Source organism: Shewanella alkalitolerans (genome assembly GCF_019457575.1).
Lineage (GTDB): Bacteria > Pseudomonadota > Gammaproteobacteria > Enterobacterales > Shewanellaceae > Shewanella > Shewanella loihica.
This window is the reverse complement of sequence record NZ_CP080422.1, coordinates 170,189-185,184: the sequence shown is the minus strand read 5'-3', so window position 1 is coordinate 185,184 and position 14,996 is coordinate 170,189. Positions and strand designations below refer to the sequence as shown.

Annotated in this window: 18 protein-coding genes; all 18 read right to left on the bottom strand. The window is 48.4% G+C overall.

Annotated features, from left to right (window positions below; all coding sequences use genetic code 11):
- Positions 1-7: 7 nt before the first annotated feature.
- Positions 8-322 carry a 50S ribosomal protein L24 gene (gene rplX, locus K0J45_RS00885; protein WP_011863977.1) on the bottom strand — a complete coding sequence of 105 codons (315 nt, stop codon included), beginning with the start codon at positions 320-322 and terminating at the stop codon, positions 8-10.
- A gap of 11 nt (positions 323-333) precedes the next feature.
- On the bottom strand, positions 334-702 hold the full coding sequence (gene rplN / locus K0J45_RS00880) for a 50S ribosomal protein L14 (protein WP_011863976.1): 369 nt from the start codon (positions 700-702) through the stop codon (positions 334-336).
- 179 nt (positions 703-881) lie between these two features.
- Positions 882-1,130: a 30S ribosomal protein S17 gene (gene rpsQ, locus K0J45_RS00875; protein WP_011863975.1), complete on the bottom strand. Its 249-nt coding sequence runs from the start codon at positions 1,128-1,130 to the stop codon at positions 882-884.
- A complete protein-coding gene (rpmC, locus tag K0J45_RS00870; protein ID WP_011863974.1) occupies positions 1,130-1,321 on the bottom strand; it encodes a 50S ribosomal protein L29 in 192 nt (63 codons plus the stop codon). Before rpmC ends, rpsQ begins: the two co-directional genes overlap by 1 nt.
- The gene (rplP, locus tag K0J45_RS00865) at positions 1,321-1,731 is read right to left on the bottom strand and encodes a 50S ribosomal protein L16 (protein WP_011863973.1); all 411 of its coding nucleotides are present in this window, start codon (positions 1,729-1,731) and stop codon (positions 1,321-1,323) included. The genes rpmC and rplP overlap by 1 nt, the downstream gene beginning before the upstream one ends.
- A gap of 11 nt (positions 1,732-1,742) precedes the next feature.
- Entirely contained in the window at positions 1,743-2,432 is a 690-nt protein-coding gene (rpsC, locus tag K0J45_RS00860; protein WP_011863972.1) for a 30S ribosomal protein S3, read from the bottom strand.
- Positions 2,433-2,441: 9 nt separating this feature from the next.
- Positions 2,442-2,774 (bottom strand): 50S ribosomal protein L22, encoded by a 333-nt coding sequence (rplV, locus tag K0J45_RS00855; RefSeq protein ID WP_011863971.1) that lies wholly within the window; start codon positions 2,772-2,774, stop codon positions 2,442-2,444.
- A gap of 15 nt (positions 2,775-2,789) precedes the next feature.
- Entirely contained in the window at positions 2,790-3,068 is a 279-nt protein-coding gene (rpsS, locus tag K0J45_RS00850) for a 30S ribosomal protein S19 (RefSeq protein ID WP_011863970.1), read from the bottom strand.
- A gap of 11 nt (positions 3,069-3,079) precedes the next feature.
- Positions 3,080-3,907: a 50S ribosomal protein L2 gene (rplB, locus tag K0J45_RS00845; RefSeq protein ID WP_011863969.1), complete on the bottom strand. Its 828-nt coding sequence runs from the start codon at positions 3,905-3,907 to the stop codon at positions 3,080-3,082.
- Between the two features lie 16 nt (positions 3,908-3,923).
- Complete coding sequence (rplW, locus tag K0J45_RS00840) at positions 3,924-4,223, bottom strand: 50S ribosomal protein L23 (RefSeq protein WP_011863968.1); 300 nt, start codon at positions 4,221-4,223, stop codon at positions 3,924-3,926.
- The gene (gene rplD, locus K0J45_RS00835) at positions 4,220-4,825 is read right to left on the bottom strand and encodes a 50S ribosomal protein L4 (protein WP_011863967.1); all 606 of its coding nucleotides are present in this window, start codon (positions 4,823-4,825) and stop codon (positions 4,220-4,222) included. Before rplD ends, rplW begins: the two co-directional genes overlap by 4 nt.
- A 16-nt stretch (positions 4,826-4,841) precedes the next feature.
- Positions 4,842-5,480, bottom strand: a complete 639-nt coding sequence (gene rplC / locus K0J45_RS00830; protein WP_011863966.1) for a 50S ribosomal protein L3 — start codon at positions 5,478-5,480, stop codon at positions 4,842-4,844.
- Between the two features lie 27 nt (positions 5,481-5,507).
- A complete protein-coding gene (gene rpsJ, locus K0J45_RS00825) occupies positions 5,508-5,819 on the bottom strand; it encodes a 30S ribosomal protein S10 (protein WP_011070616.1) in 312 nt (103 codons plus the stop codon).
- Positions 5,820-6,179: 360 nt separating this feature from the next.
- Positions 6,180-7,364 carry an elongation factor Tu gene (gene tuf / locus K0J45_RS00820; RefSeq protein ID WP_011863965.1) on the bottom strand — a complete coding sequence of 395 codons (1,185 nt, stop codon included), beginning with the start codon at positions 7,362-7,364 and terminating at the stop codon, positions 6,180-6,182.
- Between the two features lie 79 nt (positions 7,365-7,443).
- Positions 7,444-9,540, bottom strand: coding sequence for an elongation factor G (fusA, locus tag K0J45_RS00815; protein WP_220043890.1), 2,097 nt, complete (start codon positions 9,538-9,540; stop codon positions 7,444-7,446).
- Positions 9,541-9,615: 75 nt separating this feature from the next.
- On the bottom strand, positions 9,616-10,086 hold the full coding sequence (gene rpsG, locus K0J45_RS00810) for a 30S ribosomal protein S7 (protein WP_011863963.1): 471 nt from the start codon (positions 10,084-10,086) through the stop codon (positions 9,616-9,618).
- 80 nt (positions 10,087-10,166) lie between these two features.
- The gene (gene rpsL / locus K0J45_RS00805) at positions 10,167-10,541 is read right to left on the bottom strand and encodes a 30S ribosomal protein S12 (RefSeq protein ID WP_011863962.1); all 375 of its coding nucleotides are present in this window, start codon (positions 10,539-10,541) and stop codon (positions 10,167-10,169) included.
- A gap of 190 nt (positions 10,542-10,731) precedes the next feature.
- Positions 10,732-14,946 (bottom strand): DNA-directed RNA polymerase subunit beta', encoded by a 4,215-nt coding sequence (gene rpoC, locus K0J45_RS00800; protein ID WP_220043889.1) that lies wholly within the window; start codon positions 14,944-14,946, stop codon positions 10,732-10,734.
- Between the last annotated feature and the right edge of the window lie 50 nt (positions 14,947-14,996).

Genomic DNA, 14,996 nt, shown 5'->3' with positions numbered 1-14,996 from the left:
ACTCCAATTACTTAACGAGTTCACTGTTCGACTTAAAGAAACGGACTTTTTTGCCGTCTTCAAATCGGAAACCAACGCGATCAGCTTTGCCAGTGGCAGAGTTGAAAATCGCTACATTTGATGCTTGTATTGGCGCTTCTTTCTCAACGATACCACCAGTCACACCCATTTGTGGGTTAGGCTTCTGGTGCTTCTTGATCAGATTGATGCCTTCTACAATTAATTTACCAGTTGGTAAAACTCGAGAAACCTTACCGCGTTTACCCTTGTCTTTACCTGCTAGTACAATTACTTCGTCTTCACGACGGATTTTAGCTGCCATTTTGAAGCTCCTTACAGTACTTCTGGTGCCAGAGAAACAATTTTCATAAATTGTTCTGTACGCAGTTCACGCGTCACTGGTCCAAAGATACGAGTACCAATCGGTGCAAGGTTTGCGTTTAGCAATACCGCTGCATTGCGATCGAAGCGAATGACAGAACCATCTGGACGACGTACGCCTTTCTTAGTACGGACTACCACCGCGTTATACACGTCACCTTTCTTCGCTTTACCGCGAGGAATTGCTTCTTTTACAGAAACCTTGATGACGTCGCCGATACCGGCATAACGACGATGAGAGCCACCCAAGACCTTAATACACTGAACTCTACGAGCGCCACTGTTACAGGCGACTTCTAGAGTCGATTGCATTTGGATCATTTTAAGTGCTCCGCTATCGTTACTTCACTAATCCCATATTTGGGGCATTTTTAAACCATTCTAGACCAAATAACGTCTAAAATGGCGCGCAAGTATAACACCGCAAAATAGGAATAGATAGTATTAAAAATAAAAACGGCCCCAAATCTAGGAGCCGTTTCGCTAATCACCTAATTAAATTAGGCTTTTGTTACTACTTCAACCAGAGTCCAAGACTTAGTCTTAGACAGCGGACGGCATTCGCGAATAGTCACGATATCGCCAGCATTACACTGATTTGTTTCGTCATGTGCATGGATCTTAGTAGTACGCTTGATAAACTTCCCGTATAGAGGATGCTTAACCTTACGCTCAATAGCTACAGTGATAGACTTGTCCATCTTGTTGCTAAGTACACGACCTTGCAAAGTACGGATTTTATCAGTCATTATGCACCCGCCTTAGAAGTAATAATGGTCTTAACGCGCGCAATGTTACGACGCACGATTTTGAGCTGGTGAGTCTGAGTCAACTGACCAGTGGCGTGTTGCATACGCAGATTAAACTGCTCACGCAGCAGACCAAGCAGTTCAGCGTTCAGTTCTTCAACGCTCTTCTGAGTTAGTTCGCTCGCTTTCATTACATCACCGTCTTAGTTACGAAGGTAGTCTTAATAGGAAGCTTGGCAGCAGCAAGAGTGAAAGCTTCACGAGCCAACTCTTCTGATACACCATTCATCTCATAAAGAACCTTACCAGGTTGAATCTGGCAAACCCAGTATTCAACGTTACCCTTACCTTTACCCATACGCACTTCAAGAGGCTTAGAGGTGATTGGCTTGTCAGGGAAAACGCGGATCCAAATTTGACCTTGACGTTTAATGTGACGTGTCATAGCACGACGCGCAGATTCGATTTGACGAGCAGTCAGACGGCCACGTCCAACAGCTTTCAAACCGAACTCACCGAAGCTTACTTCAGTGCCGTTCGCCAGACCGCGGTTACGGCCTTTGAACATTTTACGAAACTTCATTCGTTTTGGTTGCAGCATTGCCAGCTCTCCTATTTACCGCGAGGCTTACGCTTCGGCTGCTGTTTCGGCTCTTCTAGCGCAGGAACAACGCCGTCTAGAACTTCACCTTTGAAGACCCAAACTTTAACGCCGATCACACCGTATTGAGTGTGACTTTCTGCAGTAGAATAATCGATATCAGCACGCAGTGTATGTAGAGGCACACGACCTTCACGATACCACTCTGAACGCGCAATCTCAGCACCGCCTAAACGGCCGCTCACTTCAACTTTGATACCCTTAGCACCTAGACGCATAGCGTTCTGTACCGCACGCTTCATAGCACGACGGAACATTACACGACGCTCTAGCTGAGAAGCGATGCCTTCGGCAACCAGCTTCGCATCTAGCTCTGGCTTACGGATTTCAGCGATGTTGATTTGAGCTGGAATACCAGTCAACTTAGCAACTTCGTTGCGCAGCTTTTCAACATCTTCGCCTTTCTTACCGATCACAACACCTGGACGGGCAGTGTGAATGGTAACGCGAACACTCTTAGCTGGACGCTCGATAACAATCTTAGAGACTGAGGCTTGCTTAAGTTTCTTTTCTAGAAACTTACGCACTTCCCAGTCGCTGCTTAGATTGTTGGCATAATCTGATTTATCAGCGTACCAAGTCGAGATCCAAGGCTTAGTGATACCCAGACGGATACCATTAGGATGTACTTTCTGTCCCATTGCTAACTCCTAGCGATCTGACACAACCACAGTGATGTGGCTGGTACGCTTGATAATACGATCAGCACGGCCTTTAGCACGTGGCATGATACGCTTCATAGTTGGACCCTCGTCTACAAAGACTTTTCCAACTTTCAGCTCGTCAATGTCAGCACCTTCGTTGTGCTCAGCATTAGCGATAGCAGAGTCTAGTACTTTCTTAACTAGTACAGCTGCTTTCTTAGGGCTGAAAGTCAAAATTTCAAGAGCCTTAGCAACAGGCAGTCCACGAATTTGATCTGCAACCAAACGACACTTTTGAGGCGACGTACGGGCAAAACGATGTTTAGCTAAAACTTCCATCTCGAGTCTCCCGTATTAACGCTTCTTCGCTTTCTTATCAGCAGCATGGCCGCGATAAGTGCGAGTTGGTGAAAATTCACCAAGCTTGTGGCCGATCATCTCGTCAGTTACGAACACAGGTACGTGCTGACGACCATTATGGACAGCGATGGTCATTCCAATCATGTTAGGAATGATCATTGAGCGGCGAGACCAAGTCTTGATAGGCTTCTTGTCACCCGCTTCCATCGCTTTCTCTACCTTCTTCAGCAAGTGTAGGTCAATGAATGGACCTTTCTTGAGAGAACGTGGCATGGCGAATCCTCTTACTTTTTGTTACGACGACGTACGATGTACTTGTCGGTGCGTTTGTTACTACGGGTCTTATAACCCTTAGTTGGGACACCCCATGGAGTCACTGGGTGACGGCCACCAGATGTACGGCCTTCACCACCACCATGTGGATGGTCTACTGGGTTCATTGCAACACCACGAACTGTTGGGCGTACGCCTCTCCAGCGCTTAGCACCTGCTTTACCCAACTGGCGTAGCATATGCTCGGCATTACCAACTTCACCTAATGTCGCGCGGCAATCTACTGGCACTTTACGCATTTCGCCAGAGCGAAGACGTAGAGTGGCGTATGCGCCATCACGAGCTACAACTTGTACGTAGGTACCTGCTGAACGAGCGATCTGAGCACCTTTACCAGGCTTCATTTCAACTGCGTGAACAACGCTACCTACTGGGATGTTGCGTAGTGGCAAAGCGTTACCCGCTTTGATTTCAGCATCGATACCAGACTGGATTTGATCACCAGCTTGCATGCCTTTAGCAGCAAGGATATAACGACGCTCACCATCAGCATACAAAACAAGTGCGATGTTAGCGGTACGGTTTGGATCATATTCCAAACGCTCTACTTTAGCAGGGATACCGTCTTTGTTGCGCTTGAAGTCAACAATACGGTAGTGCTGCTTGTGTCCACCACCTACGTGACGAACAGTAATACGACCGGTGTTGTTACGGCCACCGCTCTTAGCTTTTTTCGCCAACAGGCCAGCAAAGGGTTTACCCTTATGCAGATCGCTGTTCACCACTTTAACAACGTGGCGACGACCAGCAGAGGTTGGCTTACACTTAATAACTGCCATGATAATTCTCCTTTGCTTACTCAGCGCCGACGAAATCGATGTCAGCACCAGCAGCTAAAGTCACATAGGCTTTTTTCCAATCGCTACGACGGCCAGTACGGGCACCGTGACGCTTAGTCTTACCTTTGTTAACCAAAGTGCGAACTGAATCTACTTCAACTTCGAACAACTTAGCTACTGCAGCTTTAACTTCAGCTTTAGTCGCATCGATAGCTACACGGAAAACGACCGTGTTGTTATTTTCAGCGCAAACAGTACTCTTTTCAGAGATGTGTGGCGCTAGAATAACTTTTAGCAAACGTTCTTCGCTTATCATCCCAGCATCTCCTCGATTTGCTTAACAGCATCGGCAGTAACCAGTACTTTTTCGAACGCGATTAGGCTTACTGGATCGATACCAGCAACGTCGCGAACGTCAACTTTGTACAGGTTGCGTGCAGCTAAGAACAAGTTCTCGTCAATCTCTGGAGTAACAATTAATACGTCTTCCAGCTTCATGTCTTTCAGCTTAGCCTTCAACTCTTTAGTCTTAGGAGCTTCAACACCGAATGACTCAACAACAACAAGACGATCTTGACGTACTAATTCAGACAGAATGCTCTTAAGCGCTCCGCGGTACATCTTCTTGTTTACTTTTTGGCTGTGATCTTGGGTTTTAGCAGCGAATGAAACGCCACCGCCACGCCAGATTGGGCCTTTAACAGTACCAGCACGAGCACGGCCAGTACCTTTTTGGCGCCATGGCTTTTTGCCAGAGCCAGTTACTTCTGCGCGAGTCTTTTGAGCACGAGTACCCTGACGCGCGTTTGCAGCGTATGCTACAACTACCTGATGAACCAGTGCTTCATTAAAGTCACGGCCGAAGGTAGTTTCGGAAACTTCAAGAGCACTCTGTGCGTCTTTCAATACCAATTCCATTACTATCTCCTCAGACCTAAGCTTTAACGGCAGGCTTGATGATCAGGTCGCCATTAGTAGCGCCTGGAACTGCACCCTTAACCAATAGCAGGTTACGCTCAGCGTCTACACGTACAACGTCTAGATTCTGGGTAGTAACACGCTCTGCACCCATGTGGCCAGACATTTTCTTACCTTTGAAAACGCGACCAGGTGTTTGGTTTTGACCGATAGAACCGTTAGCTCTATGTGCCAATGAGTTACCGTGTGTTGCATCTTGAGTACGGAAGTTCCAACGCTTGATACCGCCTTGGAAACCTTTACCCTTTGATTGACCAGTAACATCAACTTTCGCTACGTCAGCGAAGATATCAACATTAAGCTCAGCACCTACTTCGATGCCTTCGCCTTCACCGTCAGCCAGACGCATTTCCCACAAACCACGACCAGCTTCAACGCCAGCCTTAGCAAAGTGACCTGCTTCTGGTTTAGTGATGCGATTAGCTTTTTTGGTACCAGTAGTAATTTGAAGTGCACGGTAACCGTCAGTTTCTAAAGTTTTCACTTGAGCAACGCGGTTAGCTGCGATTTCAATTACTGTTACAGGTATTGACGCACCATCTTCAGTGAAGATGCGAGTCATACCTACTTTACGACCGATAAGACCGATAGCCATCTCTCAAACCTCTTCTAAGGATCTCAATTAACCTAAGCTAATTTGAACGTCAACACCTGCCGCCAGATCTAGACGCATAAGTGCATCTACAGTCTTTTCAGTCGGCTCTACGATGTCAACAAGACGCTTATGAGTACGAAGTTCGTACTGATCACGCGCATCTTTATTAACGTGTGGAGAGATCAAAACGGTATAACGCTCTTTACGCGTTGGTAGTGGGATTGGACCACGTACCTGGGCGCCTGTGCGCTTAGCAGTTTCAACGATTTCCGCGGTAGATTGATCGATCAGACGATGATCAAATCCTTTGAGGCGGATACGGATTCTTTGGTTCTGCATTGACCAGAGCTCCTAAAATGGACACATAAAAAATCACCCTCTAGCTTCTTCCTTACCGGAAAAGCAGAGCGAGATGATTTAACCGTTCGACTCCAAATCGGAGTCGCTGTATTATTTTACGTCGGTTTCGAGAACCGACAAACTTCGCCTAATGGTTAAGGCGAGGGGCTATTATACTGATCTAAAGTTTAAGATCAAGCCCGTTGAACGAATTAACAGCAGTTATGCGTTAACTCTCAAAGTGGCGAGTATTATACTTATCCAGATCAGAAAAGCTAGCCCCCTCTTCCAACAAATCGCCGGCAATAAAAAAGGCAGCCTAAGCTGCCTTTTTCAGTGTGTTTGTAAAATCAAATGCTATTAAGCGATGATCTTAGCTACAACACCAGCACCAACTGTACGGCCACCTTCACGGATAGCGAAACGTAGACCTTCGTCCATCGCGATTGGGCAGATCAGGGTAACAACCATCTTGATGTTGTCACCAGGCATTACCATTTCAACGCCTTCTGGCAGCTCGATAGTACCGGTTACGTCAGTTGTACGGAAGTAGAACTGTGGACGGTAGCCTTTGAAGAATGGAGTGTGACGACCACCTTCTTCTTTTGACAGTACGTATACTTCTGATTCGAACTGAGTGTGTGGAGTGATTGAACCAGGCTGAGCCAGTACTTGACCACGCTCAACTTCATCACGCTTAGTACCACGTAGTAGTACACCACAGTTCTCACCTGCACGACCTTCGTCAAGCAGCTTACGGAACATTTCAACACCAGTACAAGTAGTCTTAGTAGTTTCTTTGATACCTACGATTTCTACTTCGTCACCAACTTTAACGATACCGCGCTCAACACGACCAGTTACAACAGTACCACGGCCTGAGATTGAGAATACGTCTTCGATTGGCAGAATGAATGCACCGTCGATAGCACGCTCTGGCTCTGGAATGTAAGAATCTAGAGCTTCAGCTAGTTCTAGGATCTTAGCTTCCCACTCTGGCTCGCCTTCTAGGGCTTTCAGAGCTGAACCTTGGATAACTGGCAGGTCATCACCTGGGAAGTCGTATTCAGATAGCAGTTCACGAACTTCCATCTCAACTAGTTCTAGCAGTTCTTCATCGTCAACCATGTCACACTTGTTCATGAATACGATGATGAAAGGTACACCTACCTGACGAGAAAGCAGGATGTGCTCACGAGTCTGTGGCATTGGACCGTCAGTAGAAGCTACTACTAGGATAGCGCCGTCCATCTGTGCAGCACCAGTGATCATGTTTTTAACATAGTCAGCGTGGCCTGGGCAGTCTACGTGTGCGTAGTGACGAGTTGGAGTGTCGTACTCGATGTGAGAGGTATTGATGGTAATACCGCGCTCACGCTCTTCTGGAGCGTTATCGATCTGTGCGAAATCTTTAGCTTCACCACCGTAAGTCTTAGTCAGTACGTGAGAGATAGCAGCAGTTAGAGTTGTTTTACCATGGTCAACGTGACCGATGGTACCAACGTTAACATGGGGTTTACTACGTTCAAATTTTTCTTTAGCCACGATATATTCCTTTCTTTTCAGAAATACTCAGCCTTGCTGAGTAATAGCATTCAATTATGAGTTATAGACTAGTTTGCGGTTATCCGCGCGCTTCTATAACTGATTTTGCAACATTCTGCGGCGCATCCGAGTACTTCAGGAACTCCATAGAGTATGAGGCACGTCCTTGGGTAGCGCTACGCAAGTCAGTTGCGTAACCAAACATTTCAGATAGAGGTACTACAGCTCGAACGATTTTGACGCCGCCAATGCCGTCGTCCATACCTTCGATCATGCCGCGACGTCGGTTCAAGTCGCCTACTACATCCCCCATGTAATCTTCAGGAGTGGTTACTTCAACCTTCATACAAGGTTCGAGTAACACAGGGTCTGCTTCGAGAGCACCCTTCTTGAAGCCCATAGAGGCGGCCACCTTAAACGCCATCTCGTTCGAGTCGACATCATGGTATGAGCCGTCGAACAGCGTTACTTTGACGTCCAGAACAGGGAAACCGGCGAGTACGCCATTCTTCATCTGTTCCTGGATACCTTTATCTACTGCAGGGATGTATTCTCTTGGAACAACACCACCAACAATCTCGTTGACAAATTCATAGCCAAAACCTTCTTCTTGAGGTTCAAGCTTCAACCAAACGTGACCAAATTGACCTCGGCCACCAGATTGACGAACGAACTTGCCTTCGACTTCTACACTCGAGCGAATAGTCTCACGATACGCTACTTGTGGCTTACCTACGTTACATTCGACACTGAATTCGCGACGCATACGGTCGACGATGATGTCTAAGTGCAACTCGCCCATGCCAGAGATCAGGGTTTGACCCGATTCTTCGTTGGTCTCAACGCGGAAAGAGGGATCTTCTGCAGCAAGTTTCTGCAGCGCAATGCCCATCTTATCTTGGTCGGCTTGAGATCTAGGCTCCACGGCAATCGTGATTACGGGCTCAGGGAACTCCATACGTTCGAGAATAACTTTATGGTCAGCATCGCATAGGGTGTCACCAGTGGTAACATCCTTCAGACCAATAGCCGCCGCGATGTCACCAGCACGGACTTCTTTGATCTCTTTACGGTCGTTTGCATGCATCTGCACCATACGACCAATACGCTCACGCTTTTGTTTGACCGAGTTATATACGCCAGAACCTGCTTCCAATACGCCTGAATAAACACGCACAAAGGTCAGTGTTCCTACGAATGGGTCTGTCGCGATCTTAAATGCTAACGCAGAGAATGGCGCGTTGTCGTCCGCTGGACGTTCGACTTCATTCTCATTTTCGTCAATACCCTTAATGGCGGGTACTTCGACTGGCGATGGCAAATAATCGATAACAGCATCGAGTACCGCCTGCACACCCTTGTTCTTAAATGCAGAACCACAGGTAGCCAGTACGATCTCGTTAGCCAGAGTTCGCTGACGTAATGCTGCCTTGATCTCTTCTTCCGATAGCTCACCTTCTTCAAGATACTTGTCCATCAGTTCTTCAGAGGCTTCGGCCGCACTCTCAACTAGGTATTCACGCATCTCAGCGGCCTTGTCGGCCAACTCTGCGGGAATTTCTTCATAATTGAAGGTCATACCTTGATCTGATTCGTTCCAGTTAATGGCCTTCATCTTGATCAGGTCAATGACACCCTTAAACTCTTCTTCTGCACCTATGTTCAATTGAATAGGTACACAAGTCGCTCCCAGACGGTTACGTATCTGTCCAACGACGCGTTCAAAGTCAGCACCAGCGCGGTCCATCTTATTGACAAACACTAAGCGCGGGACGTGGTACTTGTCCGCTTGTCGCCATACAGTTTCGGACTGAGGTTCAACACCAGATGAACCACAGAACACAACTACTGCGCCATCGAGTACACGTAGCGAACGCTCAACTTCAATAGTAAAGTCAACGTGGCCAGGGGTGTCGATGATGTTGATACGATGCTCGGTAAATTGAGCATCCATACCGCGCCAGAACGTGGTCGTTGCCGCCGAGGTGATAGTAATACCACGCTCCTGCTCCTGTTCCATCCAGTCCATGGTGGCAGCGCCATCATGCACCTCACCGATCTTGTGAGACATACCGGTATAGAAGAGAACACGTTCTGTAGTTGTGGTTTTTCCTGCGTCAACGTGAGCACAGATACCGATATTACGGTAGCGCTCAATTGGAGTTGTACGAGCCACGATTAAACCCTCTTTACTAAGGTAGGCACCTTAGTGATGTAAAACATGGTGCAGGCAATCGCCTGCACCAAAAGATTACCAGCGGTAATGAGCAAACGCTTTGTTTGCTTCTGCCATACGATGCACGTCTTCGCGCTTCTTAACAGCAGTGCCTTTGTTTTCGGCAGCATCTAGCATTTCACCTGCTAGACGTAGAGCCATAGATTTTTCACCACGCTTACGTGCAGCTTCAACTAACCAGCGCATCGCTAGTGCGTTACGACGCACTGGACGAACTTCACATGGTACCTGGTAAGTAGAACCACCAACACGACGAGACTTAACCTCGACAGTTGGACGTACGTTATCCAGGGCTGCTTCAAGGATCACTAGGTGCTCTTCGCCTTTCTTCTCAGCGACAACGTCTAGTGCCTTGTAAATGATTTTTTCAGCAGTCGACTTTTTGCCGTCCTGCATAATGACGTTGATGAACTTAGCCAGCAACTCACTATTAAATTTTGGATCTGGTAGGATTTTACGTTGTCCTACAACGCGACGTCTTGGCATAACAATTTCTCCGTATGCTTCAGGGACCCCAAAACTGGAATCACATTTATCTCTAGCTTGGCCTTACTTAACGGAAAACGTTAAGACTTAGGACGCTTAGCTCCGTACTTAGAACGTCCTTGACGACGCTCACTAACACCAGCACAGTCTAATGCGCCACGAACAGTGTGATAACGAACACCTGGTAAGTCTTTAACACGACCACCACGGATTAGAATCACGCTGTGCTCCTGCAGGTTGTGGCCTTCACCGCCGATGTACGAAGTAACTTCGAAACCGTTAGTTAGACGCACACGAGCTACTTTACGTAGTGCAGAGTTAGGTTTTTTAGGTGTGGTTGTGTACACGCGAGTACAAACACCACGCTTTTGTGGACACGCATTCAACGCAGGCACGTTAGTCTTGATGACTTTTGGCGAGCGAGGCTTACGTACCAACTGGTTTACAGTTGCCATGTATAGCTCCGAATCAGTTGATTAAACTCAACAGTAAGGTGTGAAAAATCTATATCCCACAGGTGTGGGACGCGAAATTTTAGAAAGGTAAGGGGTCGCTGTCAAGAAATAGCCAACTTTTTACCCAATTTAAGTAAAAAAAAGGCACCCGAGGTGCCTTTTTTACAATCTATTTACCGACTAGCACTGATTATTCAGGGCTGCCCGCCAGGTTCAATAGATCGGCAAGGTTTTGCTCTGCTTCACTGGCACTGATTGCCGGCACTTCTTCTGCCGGGCCATTCTGTGCAGCCTGGTTACGGCTGGTGTGGTACGCATAACCTGTACCGGCCGGGATCAGACGACCCACGATCACGTTCTCTTTCAGGCCACGTAGCTTATCGCTCTTACCGCCTACGGCAGCTTCGGTCAATACGCGAGTGGTTTCCTGGAACGATGCCGCCGAGATAAACGACTCGGTCGCCAACGAGGCCTTGGTGATACCCAGTAGTTCACGCTCGAACTTAGCAGGTTCTTTGCCTTGCGCTTCAAGTTCGCGGTTAGCGATCTTAACGCGAGACACTTCAACCTGTTCGCCCGGGAGGAACTCACTGTCACCGGCTTCGGTGATCTCACACTTACGCAGCATCTGACGGATGATCACTTCGATGTGCTTATCGTTAATCTTCACGCCTTGCAAACGGTAAACGTCTTGCACTTCGTTAACGATGTAGTTAGCCACCTTGTGAATACCACGCAGACGCAGGATGTCGTGTGCAGCTTCTGGACCGTCGGCGATAACTTCGCCGCGCTCAACCTTCTCACCTTCGAACACGTTCAGGTTACGCCACTTAGGAATCATCTCCTCGTATGGCTTACCACCATCGGCAGGTGTGATCACTAGACGACGCTTACCTTTGGTCTCTTTACCGAACGAGATAGTACCTGAGTACTCAGCCAAGATGGCAGGCTCTTTCGGCTTACGCGCTTCGAACAAGTCTGCAACGCGTGGCAGACCACCGGTAATATCGCGAGTCTTAGATGATTCTTGCGGAATACGTGCAAGCGCGTCACCGACGGCGATTTGTGCGTTATCGTCTTGGTTAACGATCGCCTTACCAGGCAAGAAGTATTGCGCTGGTACTTCGGTACCAGGGATCATCAGGTCATTGCCATCGGCACCAACCAGACGAATCGCCGGACGCATCTCTTTACCCGCAGTAGGACGTTGACCCACATCCATAACCACGATAGAAGATAGACCCGTTAGCTCGTCGGTCTGACGTGTCATGGTGACACCTTCGATCATGTCAACGAACTTGATGCTACCCGCTACCTCAGAAACGATTGGGTGAGTGTGCGGATCCCAGTTAGCGATGACTTCACCGGCATTAACCGTTGCGTCTTCCAGCTTCTCTAGGACAGTACCGTAAGGCACCTTGTAACGCTCTTTCTCACGACCCAGCTCATCGATAATCGCGATTTCAGATGAACGCGATACGATAACCAGCTTACCGTCACTGTTGGTAACATGCTTAGCGTTGTGCAGCTTAACTGTACCGGCATTCTTAACCTGTACGTTGTTTTCTGCAGACGCTCTCGATGCCGCACCACCGATGTGGAAGGTACGCATCGTCAGCTGTGTACCTGGCTCACCGATTGACTGAGCAGCTACCACACCAATGGCTTCACCTTGGTTAATCAGGTGACCACGTGCAAGGTCACGGCCGTAACACGCCGCACACACACCGAAGTCTGTGTCACAGCTAATTACAGAACGAACCTTAACTTCGTCGATAGAGTGTTCTTCGAGCTTGTCACACCAGGCTTCATCAAGCAGGGTGTTACGCGGCGCAAGTACATCTTCGGTACCTGGGTAGTAAACATCTTCAGCTACCACACGACCCAGTACACGCTCACGTAGCGGCTCAACAACATCACCACCTTCGATCAGCGGCTTCATTGTCAGACCTTCGTGTGTACCACAATCGTCTTCGATAACCACTAAGTCTTGTGCAACGTCAACCAGACGACGAGTCAGGTAACCAGAGTTCGCTGTCTTAAGTGCGGTATCCGCTAGACCCTTACGCGCACCGTGAGTAGAGATAAAGTACTGGAGTACGTTTAGACCTTCACGGAAGTTCGCCGTAATTGGGGTTTCGATGATCGAGCCATCTGGCTTCGCCATCAGACCACGCATACCCGCTAGCTGACGAATCTGTGCAGCACTACCACGAGCGCCCGAGTCGGCCATCATGTAGATGCTGTTGAACGAAGCTTGAGTTTCTTCTTCGCCATCACGGTTAATCACTGTCTCGGTAGACAGGTTATCCATCATCGCCTTAGAAACTTTTTCGTTCGCACTAGCCCAGATATCGATAACCTTGTTGTAACGCTCACCGGCGGTAACAAGACCCGACTGGAACTGCTCTTGAATCTCAAGTACTTCGGCTTCAGCATCGGCAACCAGAGAGTATTTCTCATCTGGAATCACCATGTCGTTGATACCCACAGACGCACCAGAAACGGTCGCGAAGTGGAAACCGGTATACATCAATTGGTCAGCGAAGATAACGGTATCTTTCAGACCTAGCTGACGGTAACAGGTGTTCAATAGCTTAGAGATCTGCTTCTTACCCATGTTCTGGTTAACCAGATCATAAGAAAGGCCTTTTGGCAGAACCTGAGACAACAGGGCACGGCCCACGGTAGTATCTACGATACGACGTGACTCGGTGCGCTCGCCGTCTTCAGAGATAGTAGTCTCAGTAATACGTACCTTAACGCGAGCGTGCAGCTCGGCTACGCCAGTACGGTATGCCTTTTCTACTTCGGCAACAGATTCGAATGCCATGCCTTCACCGCGGCCGTTGATACGCTCACGGCTGGTGTAGTACAGACCCAATACAACGTCCTGTGACGGTGTGATCACCGGCTCACCGTTCGCAGGTGACAGGATGTTGTTGGTAGACATCATGAGTGAACGTGCTTCCAACTGAGCTTCTAGCGTCAGTGGCACGTGAACCGCCATCTGGTCACCGTCGAAGTCAGCGTTGTATGCCGCACACACCAATGGGTGCAGTTGGATCGCCTTACCTTCAATCAGTACCGGCTCAAACGCCTGGATACCAAGACGGTGAAGTGTTGGTGCACGGTTAAGCATCACAGGATGCTCACGGATCACGTCATCGAGTACGTCCCAAACCTCTGGTACTTCGCGCTCAACCATCTTCTTAGCAGCTTTGATGGTAGTAGCCAGGCCACGACCTTCCAGCTTGCCGTAGATGAATGGCTTGAACAGCTCGAGTGCCATCTTCTTAGGCAGACCACACTGATGCAGACGCAGAGTAGGACCTACGGTAATAACCGAACGGCCTGAGTAGTCAACACGCTTACCCAGTAGGTTCTGACGGAAACGACCCTGCTTACCCTTGATCATGTCGGCCAAAGATTTCAGAGGACGCTTGTTAGAACCCGTGATCGCACGACCGCGACGACCGTTATCCAATAGCGCATCAACAGACTCTTGCAGCATACGCTTTTCGTTGCGTACGATGATGTCCGGTGCAGCCAGGTCTAACAGACGCTTCAGACGGTTGTTACGGTTGATCACGCGGCGATACAGATCGTTCAGATCTGAAGTCGCGAAACGACCGCCATCCAGTGGAACCAATGGACGCAGATCAGGTGGCAGAACCGGTAGCACCTTAAGGATCATCCACTCTGGCTTGTTGCCAGACTGGTAGAAGGCCTCAATCAGCTTCAGACGCTTAGTGATCTTCTTACGACGAGTCTCAGAGTTGATAGATGGCAGCTCTTCGCGCATCTCTTCAATCTCTTTCTCAAGATCGATAGCACGCAGCAGCTCAAGTACTGCCTCGGCACCCATCTTAGCTTCGAACTCATCACCGTACTCTTCGAGTGCGTCGAGGTAGTTTTCCTCGGTCAGCATCTGACCGCGCTCGAGGCTGGTCATGCCAGGCTCGATCACTACGAAAGATTCGAAGTAAAGCACACGTTCGATATCACGCAGAGTCATATCCAGCATCAAACCGATACGAGACGGCAGAGACTTCAAGAACCAAATGTGCGCTACTGGGCTGGCTAGATCGATGTGACCCATACGCTCACGACGTACTTTAGTCTGGGTAACTTCTACGCCACACTTCTCACAAATCACACCACGGTGCTTAAGACGCTTATACTTACCGCATAAACACTCGTAGTCTTTAACTGGACCAAAAATACGCGCACAGAACAAACCTTCACGCTCAGGCTTGAAAGTACGGTAGTTGATGGTTTCTGGCTTCTTAACTTCACCAAATGACCAAGAGCGGATCAGATCAGGCGACGCTAGGCCGATCTTGATGCCTTCAAATTCTTCAGTCTTGCTTTGCTGTTTCAGAAACTTTAATAAGTCTTTCACGTTTCTCTCCTGAAGGAGTTAAACCAGGTGCCCTGCTCTCGCAGAGCACC

What these genes read in the sequence shown, in the direction of transcription:
- rplX (WP_011863977.1), bottom strand. Translation starts at nt 322, where the DNA reads ATGGCAGCTAAAATCCGTCGTGAAGACGAAGTAATTGTACTAGCAGGT.
- rplN (WP_011863976.1), bottom strand. Translation starts at nt 702, where the DNA reads ATGATCCAAATGCAATCGACTCTAGAAGTCGCCTGTAACAGTGGCGCT.
- rpsQ (WP_011863975.1), bottom strand. Translation starts at nt 1,130, where the DNA reads ATGACTGATAAAATCCGTACTTTGCAAGGTCGTGTACTTAGCAACAAG.
- rpmC (WP_011863974.1), bottom strand. Translation starts at nt 1,321, where the DNA reads ATGAAAGCGAGCGAACTAACTCAGAAGAGCGTTGAAGAACTGAACGCT.
- rplP (WP_011863973.1), bottom strand. Translation starts at nt 1,731, where the DNA reads ATGCTGCAACCAAAACGAATGAAGTTTCGTAAAATGTTCAAAGGCCGT.
- rpsC (WP_011863972.1), bottom strand. Translation starts at nt 2,432, where the DNA reads ATGGGACAGAAAGTACATCCTAATGGTATCCGTCTGGGTATCACTAAG.
- rplV (WP_011863971.1), bottom strand. Translation starts at nt 2,774, where the DNA reads ATGGAAGTTTTAGCTAAACATCGTTTTGCCCGTACGTCGCCTCAAAAG.
- rpsS (WP_011863970.1), bottom strand. Translation starts at nt 3,068, where the DNA reads ATGCCACGTTCTCTCAAGAAAGGTCCATTCATTGACCTACACTTGCTG.
- rplB (WP_011863969.1), bottom strand. Translation starts at nt 3,907, where the DNA reads ATGGCAGTTATTAAGTGTAAGCCAACCTCTGCTGGTCGTCGCCACGTT.
- rplW (WP_011863968.1), bottom strand. Translation starts at nt 4,223, where the DNA reads ATGATAAGCGAAGAACGTTTGCTAAAAGTTATTCTAGCGCCACACATC.
- rplD (WP_011863967.1), bottom strand. Translation starts at nt 4,825, where the DNA reads ATGGAATTGGTATTGAAAGACGCACAGAGTGCTCTTGAAGTTTCCGAA.
- rplC (WP_011863966.1), bottom strand. Translation starts at nt 5,480, where the DNA reads ATGGCTATCGGTCTTATCGGTCGTAAAGTAGGTATGACTCGCATCTTC.
- rpsJ (WP_011070616.1), bottom strand. Translation starts at nt 5,819, where the DNA reads ATGCAGAACCAAAGAATCCGTATCCGCCTCAAAGGATTTGATCATCGT.
- rpsG (WP_011863963.1), bottom strand. Translation starts at nt 10,086, where the DNA reads ATGCCAAGACGTCGCGTTGTAGGACAACGTAAAATCCTACCAGATCCA.
- rpsL (WP_011863962.1), bottom strand. Translation starts at nt 10,541, where the DNA reads ATGGCAACTGTAAACCAGTTGGTACGTAAGCCTCGCTCGCCAAAAGTC.